The 17,139-nt window shown below is 73.6% G+C and carries 14 protein-coding genes and 1 riboswitch; of the genes, 4 read left to right on the top strand and 10 right to left on the bottom strand.

The features are described from left to right. Positions 1 to 197: 197 nt before the first annotated feature. Both ACIQI7_RS24745 and ACIQI7_RS24740 read left to right on the top strand, forming a co-directional pair. Positions 198 to 1,457: a cobalt-precorrin-5B (C(1))-methyltransferase gene (locus tag ACIQI7_RS24745; protein ID WP_401113601.1), complete on the top strand. Its 1,260-nt coding sequence runs from the start codon at positions 198 to 200 to the stop codon at positions 1,455 to 1,457. 146 nt (positions 1,458 to 1,603) lie between these two features. Continuing rightward, entirely contained in the window at positions 1,604 to 3,133 is a 1,530-nt protein-coding gene (locus ACIQI7_RS24740; protein ID WP_401113366.1) for a UDP-N-acetylglucosamine 1-carboxyvinyltransferase, read from the top strand. Positions 3,134 to 3,271: 138 nt separating this feature from the next. On the opposite strand, the gene ACIQI7_RS24735 is transcribed toward ACIQI7_RS24740, so the two are convergent. From ACIQI7_RS24735 to ACIQI7_RS24715, 5 genes are all read right to left on the bottom strand, one after another. Next, complete coding sequence (locus ACIQI7_RS24735; RefSeq protein ID WP_401113364.1) at positions 3,272 to 3,778, bottom strand: DinB family protein; 507 nt, start codon at positions 3,776 to 3,778, stop codon at positions 3,272 to 3,274. A gap of 103 nt (positions 3,779 to 3,881) precedes the next feature. Beyond that, entirely contained in the window at positions 3,882 to 4,619 is a 738-nt protein-coding gene (locus ACIQI7_RS24730; protein ID WP_401113598.1) for a cobalt-precorrin-6A reductase, read from the bottom strand. Continuing rightward, positions 4,619 to 5,380 (bottom strand): precorrin-4 C(11)-methyltransferase, encoded by a 762-nt coding sequence (cobM, locus tag ACIQI7_RS24725; RefSeq protein WP_387756682.1) that lies wholly within the window; start codon positions 5,378 to 5,380, stop codon positions 4,619 to 4,621. Before cobM ends, ACIQI7_RS24730 begins: the two co-directional genes overlap by 1 nt. Next, positions 5,377 to 6,687: a precorrin-6y C5,15-methyltransferase (decarboxylating) subunit CbiE gene (gene cbiE, locus ACIQI7_RS24720; protein ID WP_401113362.1), complete on the bottom strand. Its 1,311-nt coding sequence runs from the start codon at positions 6,685 to 6,687 to the stop codon at positions 5,377 to 5,379. The genes cobM and cbiE overlap by 4 nt, the downstream gene beginning before the upstream one ends. A gap of 61 nt (positions 6,688 to 6,748) precedes the next feature. Further along, positions 6,749 to 7,183, bottom strand: coding sequence for a gamma-glutamylcyclotransferase family protein (locus ACIQI7_RS24715; protein WP_401113360.1), 435 nt, complete (start codon positions 7,181 to 7,183; stop codon positions 6,749 to 6,751). Positions 7,184 to 7,315: 132 nt separating this feature from the next. On the opposite strand from ACIQI7_RS24715, the gene ACIQI7_RS24710 reads away from it, so the two are divergent. Continuing rightward, entirely contained in the window at positions 7,316 to 8,407 is a 1,092-nt protein-coding gene (locus ACIQI7_RS24710) for an EamA family transporter (protein WP_401113358.1), read from the top strand. A gap of 163 nt (positions 8,408 to 8,570) precedes the next feature. On the opposite strand, the gene ACIQI7_RS24705 is transcribed toward ACIQI7_RS24710, so the two are convergent. The 5 genes from ACIQI7_RS24705 to ACIQI7_RS24685 form a co-directional block, all read right to left on the bottom strand. Further along, positions 8,571 to 9,134, bottom strand: coding sequence for an EF-hand domain-containing protein (locus tag ACIQI7_RS24705; protein WP_401113356.1), 564 nt, complete (start codon positions 9,132 to 9,134; stop codon positions 8,571 to 8,573). A gap of 378 nt (positions 9,135 to 9,512) precedes the next feature. After that, complete coding sequence (locus ACIQI7_RS24700) at positions 9,513 to 11,243, bottom strand: dipeptide ABC transporter ATP-binding protein (protein ID WP_401113354.1); 1,731 nt, start codon at positions 11,241 to 11,243, stop codon at positions 9,513 to 9,515. Positions 11,244 to 11,257: 14 nt separating this feature from the next. Continuing rightward, complete coding sequence (locus ACIQI7_RS24695; RefSeq protein WP_401113352.1) at positions 11,258 to 12,250, bottom strand: ABC transporter permease; 993 nt, start codon at positions 12,248 to 12,250, stop codon at positions 11,258 to 11,260. Between the two features lie 95 nt (positions 12,251 to 12,345). Next, positions 12,346 to 14,106, bottom strand: a complete 1,761-nt coding sequence (locus ACIQI7_RS24690; RefSeq protein ID WP_401113350.1) for an ABC transporter substrate-binding protein — start codon at positions 14,104 to 14,106, stop codon at positions 12,346 to 12,348. A gap of 74 nt (positions 14,107 to 14,180) precedes the next feature. Then, positions 14,181 to 15,161 (bottom strand): ABC transporter permease, encoded by a 981-nt coding sequence (locus ACIQI7_RS24685; protein ID WP_387756674.1) that lies wholly within the window; start codon positions 15,159 to 15,161, stop codon positions 14,181 to 14,183. Positions 15,162 to 15,464: 303 nt separating this feature from the next. Next, positions 15,465 to 15,563, top strand: a riboswitch (ZMP/ZTP riboswitch). A gap of 19 nt (positions 15,564 to 15,582) precedes the next feature. On the opposite strand from ACIQI7_RS24685, the gene ACIQI7_RS24680 reads away from it, so the two are divergent. After that, positions 15,583 to 17,040 carry a glycine hydroxymethyltransferase gene (locus ACIQI7_RS24680; protein ID WP_401113348.1) on the top strand — a complete coding sequence of 486 codons (1,458 nt, stop codon included), beginning with the start codon at positions 15,583 to 15,585 and terminating at the stop codon, positions 17,038 to 17,040. Positions 17,041 to 17,139 lie beyond the last annotated feature (99 nt).

The following is a 17,139-nucleotide window of genomic DNA, read 5'->3' as shown; positions in this document are numbered from 1 at the left end:
AACGCGGGGCGGCGCGCCTTCACACCTCGCGCCACGGGATTCGCCGACCCGCGCCCGACGCCGCCGCCACCCCGGTCGGGTCCCGCGACCCCGGTCGGGTCCCGCCGGGCCGGGTGGGGGAAAATCGGCGACTGGTGGCCGGTGCGGTCGCCGGAGCGGAGCAGGACGGCGCGGGCGCCGTCGGAAACGGGGCGCAGGTGGCCGCAGCGGGAGCCGAGGCGGGAGCGGGAGGCCGGGCCGGCCAGCTGAAGAGCAGCGGCCTGCGGCCCGGCTGGACGACGGGCGCCTGCGCCACCGCCGCCACCAAGGCCGCGTACACCGCGCTGCTCACCGGGGAGTTCCCGGACCCGGTGGTCATCACCCTGCCCAAGGGCCAGCAGCCCGCCTTCGCCCTCGCCGCCGAGGAGCTGACCGGGGGCGGGGAGCCGGCTCATGCGGTGGTCCCGACCGGTACGACGGACCTGACCGGTACGACGGACCTGACCGGCGCGACGGACCTGACCGTCGCGACGGACCCGACCGGCACGGACGCCCGTCCGGCTGCCGCCATGGCCGGGGTGGTCAAGGACGCGGGCGACGACCCCGACGTCACCCACGGCGCGCTGATCCGTTCGACCGTGCGGTCCGGCGAGCCCGGCACCGGGGTGGTGTTCCGGGCCGGTCCCGGGGTGGGGACGGTCACCAAGGCCGGTCTGCCGCTGCCCGTCGGCGAGCCCGCGATCAACCCGGTGCCCCGGCAGATGATCCGGGACGCCGTCGCCGAGGTGGCCGCCGCGCACGGCGGCAGCGGGGACGTGGTGGTCGAGATCTCGATCGACCACGGCGAGGAGATCGCCCGTTCCACCTGGAACCCCCGGCTCGGCATCCTCGGCGGTCTGTCCGTCCTCGGTACGACCGGGGTGGTCGTCCCCTACTCCTGCTCGGCCTGGATCGACTCGATCCGCCGCGGGGTGGACGTGGCCCGGGCGGCGGGGCGCACCCACGTGGCCGGTTGCACCGGCTCGACCTCGGAGAAGGTCGCGGTCGCGGAGCACGGGCTGCCCGAGGACGCCCTGCTGGACATGGGCGACTTCGCCGGCGCCGTGCTCAAGTACCTCAAGCGCCATCCGGTGCCCCGGCTGACCATCGCCGGCGGCTTCGCCAAGCTGTCCAAGCTCGCGGCCGGCCACCTCGACCTCCACTCGGCGCGCTCCCAGGTGGACAAGGGGTACCTGGCCGGACTGGCCCGGCAGGGCGGGGCGGACGAGGCGCTGGTCGACGCGGTCGCGGGCGCCAACACCGCACTGGAGGCAGTGCAGTTGTGCCGGGCGGCCGGGGTGCCGCTCGGGGACCTCGTCGCCGAGGCGGCCCGGGCGACGGCGCTCGGCGTGCTGCTGGGTTCCCCGGTCGCGGTGGACGTCATCTGCATCGACCGGGCGGGCACGGTCGTCGGCCGGGCGGAGCCGTTGGGGCCGTGACAATGTCACGAGTGTCACGACGGCGTGACAACATCACCTGGTGATGTGGAGAACTGACGTCCATACGGGGTGAGAAACGGACAAATAGAGCACCACGCCGGGCCCCCGTCGTGTCGTCATCTCAACCATGAGATATCGTCTGGTGAGTGACAGGCGACTACCTCACCCGTATCGGCACCCTCATCCGTACCGCGCGCCAGCACCGCGGCTGGTCCCAGGCGCAGCTCGGAGAGGCCCTCGGAACCAGCCAGAGCGCGGTCAACCGCATCGAACAGGGCAAGCAGAACGTCAGCCTTGAGATGATCGCCCGCATCGGCGAAGCGCTCGACAGCGAGATCGTCTCCCTCGGGTACTCCGGCCCGATGCACCTGCGCGTTGCCGGCGGTACCCGGCTCTCCGGCGCGATCGACGTCCGCAGCAGCAAGAACGCCTGCGTGGCGATCCTCTGCGCCTCGCTGCTGACCACGGGCCGCACCACGATCCGCAGCGTCGCCCGGATCGAGGAGGTCTACCGCATCCTCGAGGTGCTCACCAGCATCGGCGTCAAGAGCCGCTGGATCAACGAGGGCCGCGACCTCGAACTCACCCCGCCGCTCGAACTGGACCTCGCGGCGATGGACGTCGATGCGGCCCGCCGCACCCGCAGCGTGCTGATGTTCCTCGGCCCGCTGATGCACCGCGCCCAGCGCTTCGCCATCCCGTACGCGGGCGGCTGCGACCTCGGCACCCGCACCGTGCAGCCGCACCTGACCGCGCTGCGCCGCTTCGGCCTGGAGGTCGCCACCACCGGCGGCGCCTACCACGCCTCGGTCGAGCCGGGCGCCCCGCTGGACCGGCCGATCGTGCTGACCGAGCGCGGGGACACCGTCACCGAGAACGCCCTCCTGGCCGCCGCCCGGCACGACGGCGTCAGCGTCATCCGCAACGCCTCGCCCAACTACATGGTCCAGGACCTCTGCTTCTTCCTGGAGGAGCTGGGTGTGAGGATCGAGGGCATCGGCACCACCACCCTCACCGTGCACGGCGTCCCGGAGATCACCTGCGACGTCGACTACACCCCGGCCGAGGACCCGGTGGAGGCGATGAGCCTGCTGGCCGCCGCCGTGGTCACCTCGTCCGAGCTGACCATCCGCCGGGTGCCGATCGAGTTCCTGGAGATCGAGCTCGCGGTGCTGGAGGGAATGGGCCTCGACTACGACCGCACCCCCGAGTACCCGGCCCACAACGGCCACACCCGGCTGGTCGACCTCACCGTGCGCCCCTCCAAGCTGACCGCGCCGATCGACACCATCCACCCGATGCCGTTCCCCGGCATCAACATCGACAACGTGCCGTTCTTCGCCGCCATCGCCGCGGCCGCGCACGGCACCACGATGATCCACGACTGGGTGTACGACAACCGCGCGATCTACCTGACCGAGCTGACCCGTCTCGGCGCCGACGTCAAGCTCCTCGACCCGCACCGCGTGCTGGTCCAGGGCCCCACCCGCTGGCGCGCCGCCGAGATGATGTGCCCGCCGGCCCTGCGCCCCGCCGTGGTCATCCTCCTCGCCATGCTCGCCGCCCAGGGCACCTCCGTCCTGCGCAACGTCTACGTCATCAACCGCGGTTACGAGGACCTGGCCGAGCGCCTCAACTCCATCGGCGCCCGGATCGAGACCTTCCGCGACATCTGATGGACCGTCATGCCACTGACCGGCCTCACCCGTTGAGGCCGGTCAGCAGCACGGCGACCTCCAGCCCGGTGTCCAGGTAGTCCACGAACACCGGGCTGTTCAGCGCCCAGGGCGAACGCCGCTCCCGGACGCGCGGTGCTACTCGCCGGTGGTGCCGTCGAGGTGCTCGCGGAGCAGGTCGGCGTGGCCGTTGTGGCGGGCGTACTCCTCGATCATGTGGGTGAGGATCCAGCGGAGCGAGAAGACTTCCTCGCCGTGGTGGCCCAGGACGTCCAACGACTCCGCGGCGGCCACGAGTTCCCTGGCGTGGTCGCACTCGCGGCGCCAGATCGCGAAGGCCTCGTCCGGGTCGGCGGACTCGACGTCGAACTCGGCGAAGGAGCCGTCCGGGCGGCGTCCCCAGAAACCGCGCACGTCCTCGCCGTTGAGGACGTTGCGGAACCAGCCGCGCTCCACCTCGGCGAGGTGGCGGACCAGCCCGAGCAGGGACAGCCCGGACGGTTCCAGCACCCGGGTGCGGAGCTGCTCCGTGGTGAGGCCCGCGCACTTCATCGCGAGGGTGTCGCGCTGGTAGTCCAGGAAGCCCGCCAGCGTGGCGCGTTCGTCGGCGGTACGGGGGGTCTGGGTGCGCTGGTCATCGGTCATCGGGCCATCCTGCCCGCCCGCCGGCAGCTCCGCCTGCTATTTCCCCCGGGCCCGAGGCCTCGCCGCTCCCCGGCCTCGACGGACGGCGCCCGGTTCGGGCCTCCTACCGCAGTTGTTCCAGCCAGCGCAGCGCGCCCGGGACATCGGGTACGACCGGTACGCCCTCCGGGACCGGCGGGCGCTCCACGATGATGACGGGCAGGCGGAGTTCGCGGGCCGCGGTCAGCTTGGCGGCGGTCGCGGCGCCGCCGCTGTCCTTGGTGACCACGACGTCGATCCGGTGCCTGCGCAGCAGCGCCTCCTCGCCCTCGACCGTGAAGGGGCCGCGGTCCAGCAGGACTTCGAAGGAAGGCGGGAGCGGAGGCTCGGGCGGGTCCACCGAGCGGGCGACGAAGTGGACCCGGTCCAGGTGGGCGAAGGCGGCGACGCTCTGCCGACCGGTGGTGAGGAAGACCCGCTCCCCGTGCCGGGGCAGCAGGTCGGCCGCCGCGGCGAGCGAGGGGACGGGGAGCCAGCGGTCCCCGTCCACCCGGGTGAAGCCGGGGCGGCGCAGCACCAGCAGGGGGACGCCGGTGTCGGCGGCCGCGAGGGCGGCGTTCCGCGAAATGCCGGCGGCGAACGGGTGGGTGGCGTCCACCACCGCGTCCACGTCCTCCGCGCGCAGCCAGTCGGCCAGCCCGGCCGGCCCGCCGAAGCCGCCGATCCGCACCTCCCCGGCGGGCAGCCCGGGTCGGGCGACCCGGCCTGCCAGCGAGCTGGTGACCCGGTGGCCGGCCGGGACGAGTCCGGCGGCCAGCGCCCGCCCCTCGGTGGTCCCGCCGAGGACCAGGACGTGCCGCATCACGCCCCGCAGGGCTCGTGCGGGCGCTCGCGGTCCGCCGAGTAGAGGTGGCTGTCACGGAACTGCTCGGCGGCCAGTGTCCGGCCGACGAGGATGACGGCGGTGCGGACCACGCCCGCCGCCTTCACCTGCTCGGCGATGTCGCCGACGGTGCCGCGCAGCACCAGTTCGTCGGGGCGGCTGGCCATCGCGACCACGGCGGCCGGGCAGTCGGCGCCGTAGTGCGGGAGCAGCTGCTCGACCACGTCGTCCACGTACCCGGCGGCCAGGTGCAGCACCAGCAGGGCGCCGCTGCGGCCGAGGGTGGCGAGGTCCTCGCCCTCGGGCATCGGGGTGGCGCGCTTGGCGATCCGGGTGAGGATGACGGTCTGGCCGACGGTCGGGACGGTCAGCTCCCGCTTCAGCGCGGCCGCGGCGGCGGCGAAGGCGGGCACGCCGGGCACCACCTCGTACGGCACGCCGGCCGCGTCCAGGCGGCGCATCTGCTCGGCGACGGCGGAGAAGACGGACGGGTCGCCGGAGTGCAACCGCGCCACGTCCTGACCGGCCTCGTGCGCGGCGACCAGCTCGGCGGTGATCTGGTCCAGGTTGAGCTGTGCGGTGTCGATCAGCCGGGCGCCGGGCGGGCACTCGTCCAGCAGCTCGCGCGGCACCAGGCTGCCCGCGTACAGGCAGACCTCGGCGCGGGCCAGGATGCGCTGGCCGCGCAGGGTGATCAGGTCGGCGGCGCCCGGGCCGGCTCCGATGAAGTGGACGGTCACGAGGCGTTCTCCTGGGGGGTCTCGGACGGGACGGCGTCGGGCTTGCTGTCGTCGGACGCGACGCCGTCGGGCTTGCTGTCGGACGTGACGCCGTCGGGTTTCACGGCGGACCACTGGGTGACGGGCATGGCCTGGCGCCACCCGGTGAAGCCGCCCACCGGGACGGCGTGGGCGACGGCGAGTTTGACGAGTTCCCCGCCGTGGCGCCGGTACCACTCGGTGAGCAGCGCCTCGGACTCCAGCGTCACGGTGTTGGCGACGATCCGGCCGCCGGGGCGCAGCGCGGCCCAGCAACCGTCCAGCAGGCCGGGCGCGGTGAGGCCGCCGCCGATGAACACGGCGTCGGGGGCGGGGAGTTCCGCGAGCGCGGCGGGGGCGGGGCCGGTCACCACGCGGAGCCGGGGCACGCCGAGGGCGGCGGCGTTGCGGGCGATCCGCTCGGCCCGCACCGGGTCGCGCTCGACGCTGACGGCCCGGCAGTCCCGGTGGGCGCGCAGCCACTCGATGGCGATCGAACCGGAGCCGCCGCCGACGTCCCAGAGCAGTTCGCCGGGGGAGGGGGCCAGCGTGGCGAGGGTCGCGGCGCGGACGTGGCGCTTGGTGAGCTGCCCGTCGCTCTCGTACGCGGTGTCGGGCAGGCCGGGGACGAGGGAGGTGCGCGGGCCGTCGCCGAGGTCGACGGCGATGACGTTCAGCGGGTCGCCGGAGGGGTGCGGCCAGCCGTCGGCGGGGCCGGCCAGGTGGCGTTCGGCGGGGGCGCCGAGCTGTTCGAGCACCCGTAGGCGGGCGGTGCCGTAGCCGCGGGCGGTGAGCAGCCCGGCGACGGCGGCCGGGGTGGCCGCGTCGGCGCTGAGCACCAGCAGGCGGCGGCCGGGGTGGAGGGCGAGGGAGAGGGCGTCCAGTGGCCGGCCGACCAGGCTGACCACCTCGGTGGCCTCCAGCGGCCAGCCGAGCCGGGCGCAGGCGTAGGAGACGGAGGAGGGGTGCGGCAGGACGCGCAGGCGCTCGGCGCCGACGGTCTCGGCGAGGGTGCGGCCGATGCCGTAGAACATCGGGTCGCCGCTGGCCAGGACGGCGGTGCGGCGGCCGGCGTGGGCGGCGAGCAGTCCGGGGACGGCCGGGCGCAGCGGGGACGGCCAGCGGACCCGCTCGGCGGTGACCTCCTCGCGGGGGAGCAGGTCCAGCTGGCGGGGGCCGCCGACGACGAACTCGGCCTCCCGCAGCGCGGCCCGGGAGCCGGCGGCGAGGCCGGGCCAGCCGTCGGCCCCGATCCCGACGACGGTGATCGGGGGTGGCAGCTCGGGCACCGGGTGGCTCCTCGTCGTTCGAATGGACCAATGGGTAGGAAAATCCAACTAGCGGGGCAGCCTACCTGGCGGTCTCATCCGCCCAGTCCCCTGACTCGATCAGCGCCGGCCGCTCGCGCAGCCGCGCCTCGGCCCTGGGCCCGGCGAAGTAGACCCAGGCCTCCCGCAGCCCCTCCGCCGCCGTTCGCACCGCCGCCCGCCGCCGCACGTACAGCCCGGTCCCGTCCGCTCGGCAGTCCTCCAGCCGGTCCAGCGCCTCCAGGGCTCCGGCGTACGCGCCCGGGCGTACGGTGACGAGCTCGCCCAGGATCCGGCGCCCTGGCGCCGGGTCCGGCACCGCGTACGGGAAGCCGGGCCCCTCGTGCAGCGCCGCACCCTCCAGCACCGCGGGCCGGACGTCGGCGCAGCGCCCGGCCAGGTGGACGGCGTGGTTGCGGCCACCGCTGCGCAGAGTGCCGTACACGAAGAACGGCAGGGCCTGCTCGGGTGTGGACAAGGGTTCGACCTCCTCGCTGGGGAGCGCCCACCGTACGTCCTGCGGTCCGATTCCTGATACCGACTGGCGCGCCGGGCCGTCCATGCGCTGTCATGTCGGTTGTTCGGCCAGCACCGTCCAAGGGGGACACACATGACATCGCCCGCTTCACCCTCCCAACCGGCCGAGATCCCCGGCTCAGCCCCCGACACTCCCACCCCGACCCCTGCCCCTGCGGGCAAGCGCGGGGCCGAAGCGGCCCCCACCCCGCTCCCGCTCGCCGACGCCCTTCCCTCCTCCCGCCTCGGCGGCGCGGTCTGGCTGGCCCTCCTCGTCGTCTACGTCGTCTGGGGCTCGACCTACCTGGCGATCCGGATCACCGTGGAGACGATGCCATCGTTCCTCTCCGCGAGCGCCCGCTTCATCACCGCCGGCCTGCTGCTGGCCGGCTTCCTCCTGGTGCGCCAGGGCCCGGCCGGCCTGAAGGTGACCCGGCGGCAGCTGGCCTCCTCCGCCCTGGTCGGCCTGCTGCTGCTGACCGGCGGCAACGGCATGGTGGTCCTGGGCGAGACCTCCGTCCCCTCCGGCCTGGCCGCCCTGCTGGTGGCCGCCGTCCCGCTGTGGATGGTGGTGCTGACGGCCTTCGGCGGCGACCGCCCGAAGCCGGCCGAACTGGCCGGGGTGCTGCTCGGGCTGGTCGGCCTCGGTGTCCTGTCGGCCCCCGCGATCGGCGGGTCGATCGAGCCGGGCGGCGTGATCCTGATCATCGGCGCCACCCTGCTCTGGGCGACCGGCTCCTTCGTGAGCAAGAAGATCCCGATGCCCGGCAACGTGCTCGCCGCGAGCGCCTACCAGATGCTGGCCGGCGGCCTCGGCAACCTGCTGGTCGGGCTGGGCCGCGGCGAGCAGCACGGCCTGGACCTCGGGGCGGTCTCCGGCCGGTCCTGGCTGGCCCTCGCCTACCTGGTGCTGTTCGGCTCGCTGCTCGCCTTCACCGCGTACGCCTGGCTGCTGCGCGCCGCCCCGCTGACCCTGGTGGCCACCTACGCGTACGTGAACCCGGTGGTCGCGGTGCTGCTGGGCTGGCTGATCCTGGCCGAGCCGCTGACCGGTCCGACCCTGGCGGGCGGCGCGATCGTGGTGGCGGGCGTCTGCCTGGTGGTGAGTGTCAGCCGACGGCCGGGCCGCTCGTCGCGTGCCGGGGGCACGGCCGGCCCGGCGAAGGGGCCGTCCGCCCGTAGGTGAGCACGCCGCGGCCCGGCCGTACGCGGTGGCCCGGCGGTGCACCCCGGCTCCGCAGTGCACCGCGACCCGGCAGCAGGCGACGCCGGCGGCGTACCGGATCGTCGCCGAGCGGCCCGTCCCCGCGCTTCCGGCGCGTGGGGGGGCGGGCCGCCGGACGTACGGCTCAGAAGCTGTGCGGCGGCTTGCCCGTCCACCAGTTGCCGGGCGCGTCCGGGTCGCGGCTGGTCCAGAACTCGATGATGGCGCTGGTGAACTCGGCCGCGGAGAGCACTCCGTCGCCGTCGGTGTCCAGGTGGCGGAAGGCCTCGTCGGCGTCGTCGCGGGAGAGGCCGGCGAAGTGGCCGCGCTGGAAGACGAAGAACTCGCCGGCGTCCACCGTCCCGCTGCGGTCGGCGTCGGCGACGGCGAGGAAGGCCCCGGCGAGCGCGCCGAGGATCTCGTGCGCGGCCTTCGGGTCGTCCGCGAGCGAACCGGTCGAGTCGACGAACTGCTCACGGGTGATCTCCTGGGTGCCGGCGGGCAGCCGGGCGAGGTGCAGGTCGTGCCAGGTCGTCAGGTAGGCGCGGACGATCAGGGCCTCCGCGTCGGAGCCCTCCTGGTGGCCGAGCGATCGGGCCACCGAGAGGCCCATCAGGACGTGGTCCCGCTCGGTGAGCAGGCCGTCGCCGTCGGCGTCGAGGTGATCGAAACCGTGGTTGATCTTTGCGATGAGCAGGTCGTCCGACACATGCTCCCCCTCGGTCGGTGATTCCTTGTCCGGGTCTCCTAGGGCGTGTCTGACAATTCCCGCCGGGTGCGCGACGCCGGGGCACGCACCTCGCCGCGTTGTCGTCAGTCGCCAATGCTCCGCAGTGGCTCCCTCCTCCGCCTTGCGATGCGCGCACCCCAACGCCGCGCCCTGATCCGACGCGAATTGTCAGACACGCCCTAGGTCACATCGCCTGCACGCTAGCGCCTCGAACCTGACCGGCGCAGCCGAACGAACGGCGAACGACCTGCTGCTTCACTCCTACGGGGTCCGCCGCGGTCGTTGCCGGTGGACCCCGCCGCCGCACCTCTCCATCGCGTCCGACGGAGCGATCGTGCCCGCCGGGCCCCGGTCGCCTCAGTGCACCGCCGCCAGCAGCTCCCTCGTGTACTCGGTGTGCGGCGCCTCGAACAGCCGGTCCCGGTCGGTGGACTCGACCAGCCGGCCCCGGTGCATCACCGCCACCCGGTCGCAGAAGTGCCGGACCACCGCGAGGTCGTGGGAGACGAACAGGAAGGCGACGCCGAGCCGTTCGCGCAGCTCCATCAGCAGGTTGAGCACCTGGGCCTGCACCGACACGTCGAGCGCGGAGACCGGCTCGTCGGCGATGATCAGGCGCGGCTGTGGCGCCAGCGCCCGGGCGATGCCGATCCGCTGGCGCTGCCCGCCGGAGAACTCGTGCGGGTAGCGGTCCAGGTGCCCGGCCTCCAGCCCGACCTGCTCCAGCAGTTCGGCGGCGCGCTCCCGCCGTTCGGCCGGGCCGAGCGCGGTGTGCAGGCGCAGGGGGGTGTCCAGGGTGCGGGCGACGGTCCGGCGCGGGTTGAGCGAGGCGTACGGGTCCTGGAAGACCAGCTGGATCTCCCGGCTGAGCCGCTTCCGCAGCTCCCGGTCCGGCTGGGTGACGTCCTGGCCGTCGTACAACACCGTTCCGCCGGTGGGTCGTTGGAGCCCGGCCAGGACCCGTGCGGTGGTGGACTTGCCGGAGCCGGACTCGCCGACCAGCCCGAGCGTCTCGCCGGGTGCGATCCGCAGGCCGAGGCCCTCGACCGACCGGACCGGCTCGGCTCGCAGGCCGGGGAAGCGCCGGCGCCCGGGGAAGTGCACGGACAGCTCGTCCACCTCGACCAGCCACCGCTCGGGACGCTCGACCGTCCGCGGCCGGAACGTCCGCGACGGCGCCGGCTCGTCGACCGTCGGCAGGGCGGCCCCCGGTACCGAGTCCAGCCGGAGCGCCGCGCCCACCAGCGCCCGGGTGTACGGCTCGCGCGGCGCGGACAGCAACTCGGCGGTCGCGGCGGACTCGATCCCGACCCCGCCGCGCAGCACCAGCGTGCGGTCCGTCATCCCGGCGACCACGCCCAGGTCGTGGCTGACCAGCAGCACCGCCGTCCCGTGCTCGCGCTGCAACTCGCCGAGCAGGTCGAGGACCTGCCGCTGGACGCGGGCGTCCAGGGCGGTGGTCGGCTCGTCCGCGATGAGCAGCCGCGGGTCGTTCATCAGCGCCATCGCGATCATCACGCGCTGGCGCATGCCGCCGGAGAACTGGTGCGGGTAGTCGCGGGTCCGGGCCGTGGGGATGCCGACCCGGTCGAGCATCTCGGCCGCCCGCCGGCCGGCCTCGGCCCGGCCCGCGCCCGGGTGGTGCAGCCGGTACATCTCCGCGAGCTGGGCGCCCACGCCGTGGAAGGGGCTGAGCGAGGTGAGCGCGTCCTGGAAGACCAGCGCCGCCCGTCCGCCGCGCACCCCGCGCAGCGCGGACTCCCCGGCGCCGAGCACCTCCTGCCCGTCCAGCCGGATCGAGCCGGTGACGGTGGTGGTGCGCGGGTCGTGCAGGCCGAGGACGGCGAGCCCGACGGTCGACTTGCCGGAGCCCGACTCGCCGACCAAGCCCAGGACTTCACCCGGTGCGAGGTCGAAGGAGAGGCCCCGGACGGCGGTCACCGGCGCGCCGCCGCGCGGGTCGGCGAAGGTGACGGTCAGGTCGCGGACGCTCAGCACCGGCTCGGCGGCCTTCGCCGCCACGCCTCGCGCACCGGCGGTACCGGCTACCGTGGCCCGCACGCCCGCTCCCGGCACAGTGGACTTCATCGAAGGACTCCCCATCAGCTCAGCCGCACACGCGGGTCGAGCCAGGCGACCGCGAGGTCGGCCAGCGCGACGAACAGCACCATGAAGCAGGCGGCCAGCAGCACCGCGCCGACCACGGCGGGCAGGTCCTGCCCGGCGACGGCCTCCGTGGCGAACCGGCCGACCCCGTTCAGCCCGAACACCGTCTCGGTGATCACGGCTCCGCCGAGCAGCACCCCGGCCTCCAGCCCGATCAGCTGCACGAGCGGCCCGGCGGCGCCGCGGGAGGTGTACTTGAGGTGGGCGCGCAGCCGTCCCAGGCCCTTGCCACGGGCGGTGCGGACGTACTCCTCGTTCATCGTCTCCAGCAGCTGCGAGCGTGAAAGCCGGGCGAAGACCGCCGAGTTGACGAATCCGAGGACGATCCAGGGGAGCAGCAGGCCGCCCGCCCAGGCGGCCGGGTCGTCGGCCGGCGAGGTGTAGGAGGGGAGCGGCAGCAGGCCGGTGGAGTACACCAGCAGCCACTGCGCGACGTACCCGAGGAAGTAGATCTGCACGCTGGCGCCGACCAGGGTGAAGCCGGACAGCAGCCGGTCGGTCCGCCGGCCGTGCCGCAGCGCGGAGACGAACCCGGCGCCGAGCCCGAACACCAGCAGGACGGCGAGCGCCCCGGCGGTCAGCGAGAGGGTGACGGGCAGGTGGTCGGCGAGCGCCTCGCTGACCGGCTGGTGCAGCCGGTAGGAGTAGCCGAGGCAGGGCGCGTCGCAGTGGATGGTCGAGCCGTCGACGTCGCCGATGTCCCGCCCGGCGACGACTCCGGCCAGGTAGTCGGTGTACTGGGTGAGCAGCGGCTGGTCCAGGCCCATGCTCTGGCGCACCGCCGCGACCTGCCCGCTGTCGCAGCGCGGGCCGCAGGCGGCGCGGGCCGGGTCGGCGGGCGCGGCGTAGAAGAGGGCGAAGGCGGCGGCGGATACCGCGACCAGGACCGCGAGGGCCTGGGCGGTCCGCCGCAGGACGAAGGAGAGCATGGCCGATCCGGGGTCGACGTGACGGGGGAGGCGGAGGAGCGCGGCAGGAGGGGGCCGCCCCTCGTCCCGACGGGGGACGAGGGGCGGCCCCGGCCTCAGGACTTCAGGTACAGCCAGGCCAGCGAGACGGTCCCGTAGATCGGGTGGATGAACGCCCCGCCGACGTTGCCGCCGCGCAGCTGGTTGACCGTCGGGTAGGCGAACGGCAGCACCGGCACGTCCTTCATCACGGTCTGCTCCAGCGCGTACAGCTCCTTGGCCTTGGCGCGCGGCTCGCCGACCTGGTTGATCCGGTCGATCTCCTTGTCGACCTCCGGGTTGCGGTAGCGCGCGGAGTTGAGGTCGCTGCCGGCCCGGCCGTCGAAGGAGAACGGGACGAGGGTGGACGGGGTCGGCCAGTCGACCGAGCTGGTCTCCTCGAACAGGTCGTACGGGGAGTCGGCGCGGTGCACCTCGTCCAGGAAGGCCTTGGGGTCGACCGGCTTGGGCACGACGGTGATCCCGGCCTTGCCGAAGCCCTCGACCAGCACCTGCGCCACCCGCTGCCCGGTCGGGGTGTTCCGGTACGCGTAGGTCAGGCTCCCGGGCGCCTGCTTGGCCTTGGCGAGCGCGGCCTTGGCGGCCTCCGGGTCGCCCTCGGGCCGGACCGGGTGGAGGTCGTACTTCTGCCAGTCGATCAGCGCGGGCGAGCTGAGCGTGGTGGCCAGCTCGCCGGTCCGGGCGCCGCCCTGGACCTGGCGGGCCTGCTGGCGCGGGTAGGCCAGGTGCAGCGCCGTGCGGACCTCGACGTCCGGCACCCGCTCGTTGTTGATCACCAGCTGGGTGACGAAGGCGCCCTGCCGGCCGGAGACGACCAGCTCCTTGGCCTTCGGGTCGGTGTCGGTGGTCTGGTACAGCTCGGCGGAGAGGGTGTCGGCGGCGGTGGTGGCGTTGGCGCCGCCGTCCCGGCCGGAGAGGATCTCCTGGTTGATGTTGAGCGATTCCTTGCCGTACGTGAAGACGAACTTCTCCGGGTACTGGCTGCGGATCGGGTCGGTCTCGGGCTTCCAGGCCGGGTTGCGCTCCAGCACCATCCGGGTGTTCTGGACGTGTTCGACGATCCGGTACGGGCCGGTCGCGAACGGCAGCCGGTCGTACTCCGTCCCGGTGTCCTTGTCCCGGCGCACCGGCGAGGAGGAGGACTGCGCGGCCATGTACGGGACGTCGGCCTGCGGCTGCGGGAAGTGGAAGACGATGGTGCGCTCGTCCGGCGTCTCGATCGCGTCCAGGTCGCCGGCCTGCGGGCCCGCGTACTTGGCGCGCGCCGCCTCGTAGCTGGCCTCGCCGGTGAGCCACTGCGGCCAGTACGGCGGGCCGACCTCGTAGCCCTTGCCGAAGGTGCGCTCGATGCCGTACTTGACGTCCTGGGCGGTGATCGGCCGGCCGTCCTCCCAGGCGACGCCCTGCTTGAGCCGGTACGTCCAGGTGCGCCCGCCGTCGGCCGGGGTGCCGGTGTCGGTGGCCAGGTCGCCGACCAGCTTGGCCTTGCCGTCCACGACCTGGTACTGGGTCAGCTGGCGGCCCCAGAGCAGCGAGGCGTTGTAGGTGGCGCCGGCGTAGACCTTCTGCGGGTCGAGGTGGCGGAACTCGACGCTGTTGTACACGTTCACCGTGCCGCCCGCCCGGGCGCCCGGGACGGCCGGGGCGGGGCCGGCGCTCTCCTGCTCGCTGCCGAGGACGGCGGTCAGCGGGGAGGTCTCCTTGGCGGAGGCCCCGGCGGCGCCGCCGGAGCCGGTGGTGGTGCCCGCGCCGGCCGAGCAGGAGGTCGCCAGCAGGGCGGTGGCGACGACGGCGAGGGACGGTCTGGTCCAGCGCATGGCGAATCTCTCCTTGTCCCGGCGGGTCGTGCCGGGACGGGCTCGGGTTGGTGGACGGGAGGAGGTGAAAGGTTTCAGCGGGCCGTGCCGGCGCGCGGGTCCAGCGCGTCCCGGACGGCGTCGCCGAGCAGGTTGAAGGCGATGACGAACAGCAGCAGCGCCACGCCGGGGAACACCATGTAGGTCGGGTCGGCCTGGAAGACCTCGGAGCCGCGCGCGATCATCCGCCCCCAGTCCGGGACCGGCTCGGTGACGCCGACGCCGAGGAAGGACAGCGCGGCCTCGGAGGCGACGAAGGTCGGCACCGCCATGGTGGCGTGCACCAGCAGCTGCGAGCGCACGTTCGGCAGGAGTTCGTGGACGACGACATGGAACCGGCTCGCGCCCTGGGCCCGCGCGGACTGCACGAAATCCCTTTCCCGGAGCGAGCGGACGGTGGCCCGCAGGGAAAGCGCGAGCGGAATCCAGCCGAACGCCGAGAACACCAGGATCAGCACCAGGAACTGCATCCATTCCGGTTCCGCGGTGCCCGGGTCGACCAGCCGGGACTGGATCACCGGACTGAGCGCGAGCAGCAGGAGCAGGGTGGGAAAGGCCAGCAGCACGTTCGCGAGGAATCCGAACAACCGGTCCGTGAGCCCGCCCAGATAACCGACCGCGACGCCGGCCAGCACGCCCAGGGTGGTGGTCACCGCGGCCGCCGCGAAGGCGATCAGCAGCGAGGTGCGGATGCCGTACAGCAGCTGGGTGAACACGTCCCGGCCGAGGCCGGGCTCCAGGCCGAACCAGAAGTCCCCGGAGATCCCGCCGTTCGGCAGCATCGGCAGCCCGCCGTCGCTGAGCAGGCCGGGGAGGTTCTGGCCGTAGTGGTCGACCGGGTTCCTCCCGTACAGCGCGGCGATCAGCGGGGCGCCGAGTGCGAGCAGCAGGAACAGCACCACCACCGCCAGGGCGGTGGCGCCGACCCGGTCCCGCAGGATCCGGCGCAGCAGTCCGGGGTTCGCGGCGGGCGCGGGCCCGGCCACGGTGACCGGGACGGTGTCGACCACTGCCATGAGGCGTAACCCCCGAATTCTCCGCCGCCCCATGGTGAGGGTGCGCTGGTGTGCATTTCCGGTGCGGCCTCCGGGGGTTTCCCGGCGGCCGTTCGAGCGTCATTTGATCGGATGCGTCCGAGGTTCCGCAAATCACCTCCGGCGGCTGTCCGGGTAATTCCTGCCGAACTGTTTCGGGAAATGTGGCGGCTTCATTTCGCTGAAACACCCGTGTCGCAGAAGAACGGACATAAGAGGACGGAACGGGTGGCCCGTCCCGCATTCTGAGACCTCCGCCACAGTCCCTCCGGTGTTGGTACGATCCCGGTGGGCCGCGACTGGCGCGTAGGGATGGAATCAACCATCGGGAAGCGGCCCCGTGGATCCTCACGTGCACGTCTGCCGAGCGCCTGGGCCCCCGCATCCCCACCAGGAGACCGCCATGGCCCAGCAGCCCCACACCGCCGCATCCCCCGCGGCCGACACCGCCTTCCGCAACGCCCTCGACGTCGTCGCCGGCGTCGAACCGCGGATCGCCGCCGCCGTCGGCCGGGAGCTGGCGGACCAGCGCGCCTCGCTCAAGCTGATCGCCAGCGAGAACTACGCCTCCCCGGCCGTCCTGCTCACCATGGGCAACTGGCTCAGCGACAAGTACGCCGAGGGCACCGTCGGCCGCCGCTTCTACGCGGGCTGCCGCAACGTCGACACCGTCGAGAGCATCGCCGCCGAGCACGCCCGCGAACTGTTCGGCGCCGACCACGCCTACGTCCAGCCGCACTCCGGCATCGACGCCAACCTGACCGCCTTCTGGGCCGTCCTCTCCCAGCGGGTCGAGAGCCCGGCACTGGAGCGCGCCGCGGTGCGCAACGTCAACGACCTCACCGAGGAGGACTGGGCGCGGCTGCGCCAGGAACTCGGCAACCAGCGGATGCTCGGCATGTCCCTGGACACCGGCGGCCACCTCACCCACGGCTTCCGGCCCAACATCTCGGGCAAGATGTTCGAGCAGCGCAGCTACGGCACCGACCCGGCCACCGGCCTGATCGACTACGACGCGCTGCGCGAGACCGCCCGCGAGTTCCGCCCGCTGATCATCGTGGCCGGCTACTCCGCCTACCCGCGCCTGGTGGACTTCCGCAGGATGCGCGAGATCGCCGACGAGGTCGGCGCGACCCTCATGGTCGACATGGCGCACTTCGCCGGCCTGGTCGCGGGCAAGGTGCTGACCGGCGACCACGACCCGGTCCCGCACGCCCACATCGTCACCACCACCACCCACAAGTCCCTGCGCGGCCCGCGCGGCGGCATGGTGCTGTGCCAGTCCGAACTGGCCGAGCACGTCGACCGGGGCTGCCCGCTGGTGCTCGGCGGTCCGCTCTCGCACGTCATGGCCGCCAAGGCGGTCGCCCTCGCGGAGGCCCGCCGCCCCGAGTTCCAGGCCTACGCCCGCGCCGTCGTCGCCAACGCCCAGGCGCTCGCCGAGGGCCTGCTGCGCCGCGGCGGCAAGCTGGTCACCGGCGGCACCGACAACCACCTGGTCCTCGCCGACGTCTCCGGCTACGGCCTGACCGGCCGCCAGGCGGAGGCGGCCCTGCTCGACTCGGGCATCGTCACCAACCGCAACTCCGTCCCGCAGGACCCGAACGGTGCCTGGTACACCTCGGGCATCCGCCTCGGCACCCCGGCCCTCACCACCCGCGGCCTGGGCACCGCCGAGATGGACGAGATCGCCGACCTGATCCACACCGTCCTGGGTGCCACCAACCCCACCACCACCGCCAAGGGCGCCCCGTCCAAGGCCGCCTACACCCTGGACGCCGCCCTCCGCGACGCCACCGCCAAGCGCGCCGCCGACCTGCTCGCCCCGTACCCCCTCTACCCGGGCGTCGACCTGGCCTGACGGCCGGCCGGGTCCCCGCCGGGGCGGTGGCACCGCGGGCGGCTGGCGGCGAACAGCAAACGGCGAACAGCGAACAACCGACAGCGAACAGATGACAGA

It is taken from the genome of Kitasatospora sp. NPDC092039, from assembly GCF_044756065.1.
Taxonomy (GTDB): domain Bacteria; phylum Actinomycetota; class Actinomycetes; order Streptomycetales; family Streptomycetaceae; genus Kitasatospora.
The sequence above is the reverse complement of the archived record's forward strand: the minus strand, read 5'-3'. Positions and strand labels throughout refer to the sequence as shown.

Bases quoted from the DNA above. Each gene is read 5' to 3' on its own strand.
- ACIQI7_RS24735 (WP_401113364.1), bottom strand. From the start codon at position 3,778: ATGACCGATGACCAGCGCACCCAGACCCCCCGTACCGCCGACGAACGC.
- ACIQI7_RS24730 (WP_401113598.1), bottom strand. From the start codon at position 4,619: ATGCGGCACGTCCTGGTCCTCGGCGGGACCACCGAGGGGCGGGCGCTG.
- ACIQI7_RS24710 (WP_401113358.1), top strand. From the start codon at position 7,316: ATGACATCGCCCGCTTCACCCTCCCAACCGGCCGAGATCCCCGGCTCA.
- ACIQI7_RS24700 (WP_401113354.1), bottom strand. From the start codon at position 11,243: ATGAAGTCCACTGTGCCGGGAGCGGGCGTGCGGGCCACGGTAGCCGGT.
- ACIQI7_RS24695 (WP_401113352.1), bottom strand. From the start codon at position 12,250: ATGCTCTCCTTCGTCCTGCGGCGGACCGCCCAGGCCCTCGCGGTCCTG.
- ACIQI7_RS24690 (WP_401113350.1), bottom strand. From the start codon at position 14,106: ATGCGCTGGACCAGACCGTCCCTCGCCGTCGTCGCCACCGCCCTGCTG.
- ACIQI7_RS24685 (WP_387756674.1), bottom strand. From the start codon at position 15,161: ATGGCAGTGGTCGACACCGTCCCGGTCACCGTGGCCGGGCCCGCGCCC.
- ACIQI7_RS24680 (WP_401113348.1), top strand. From the start codon at position 15,583: ATGGCCCAGCAGCCCCACACCGCCGCATCCCCCGCGGCCGACACCGCC.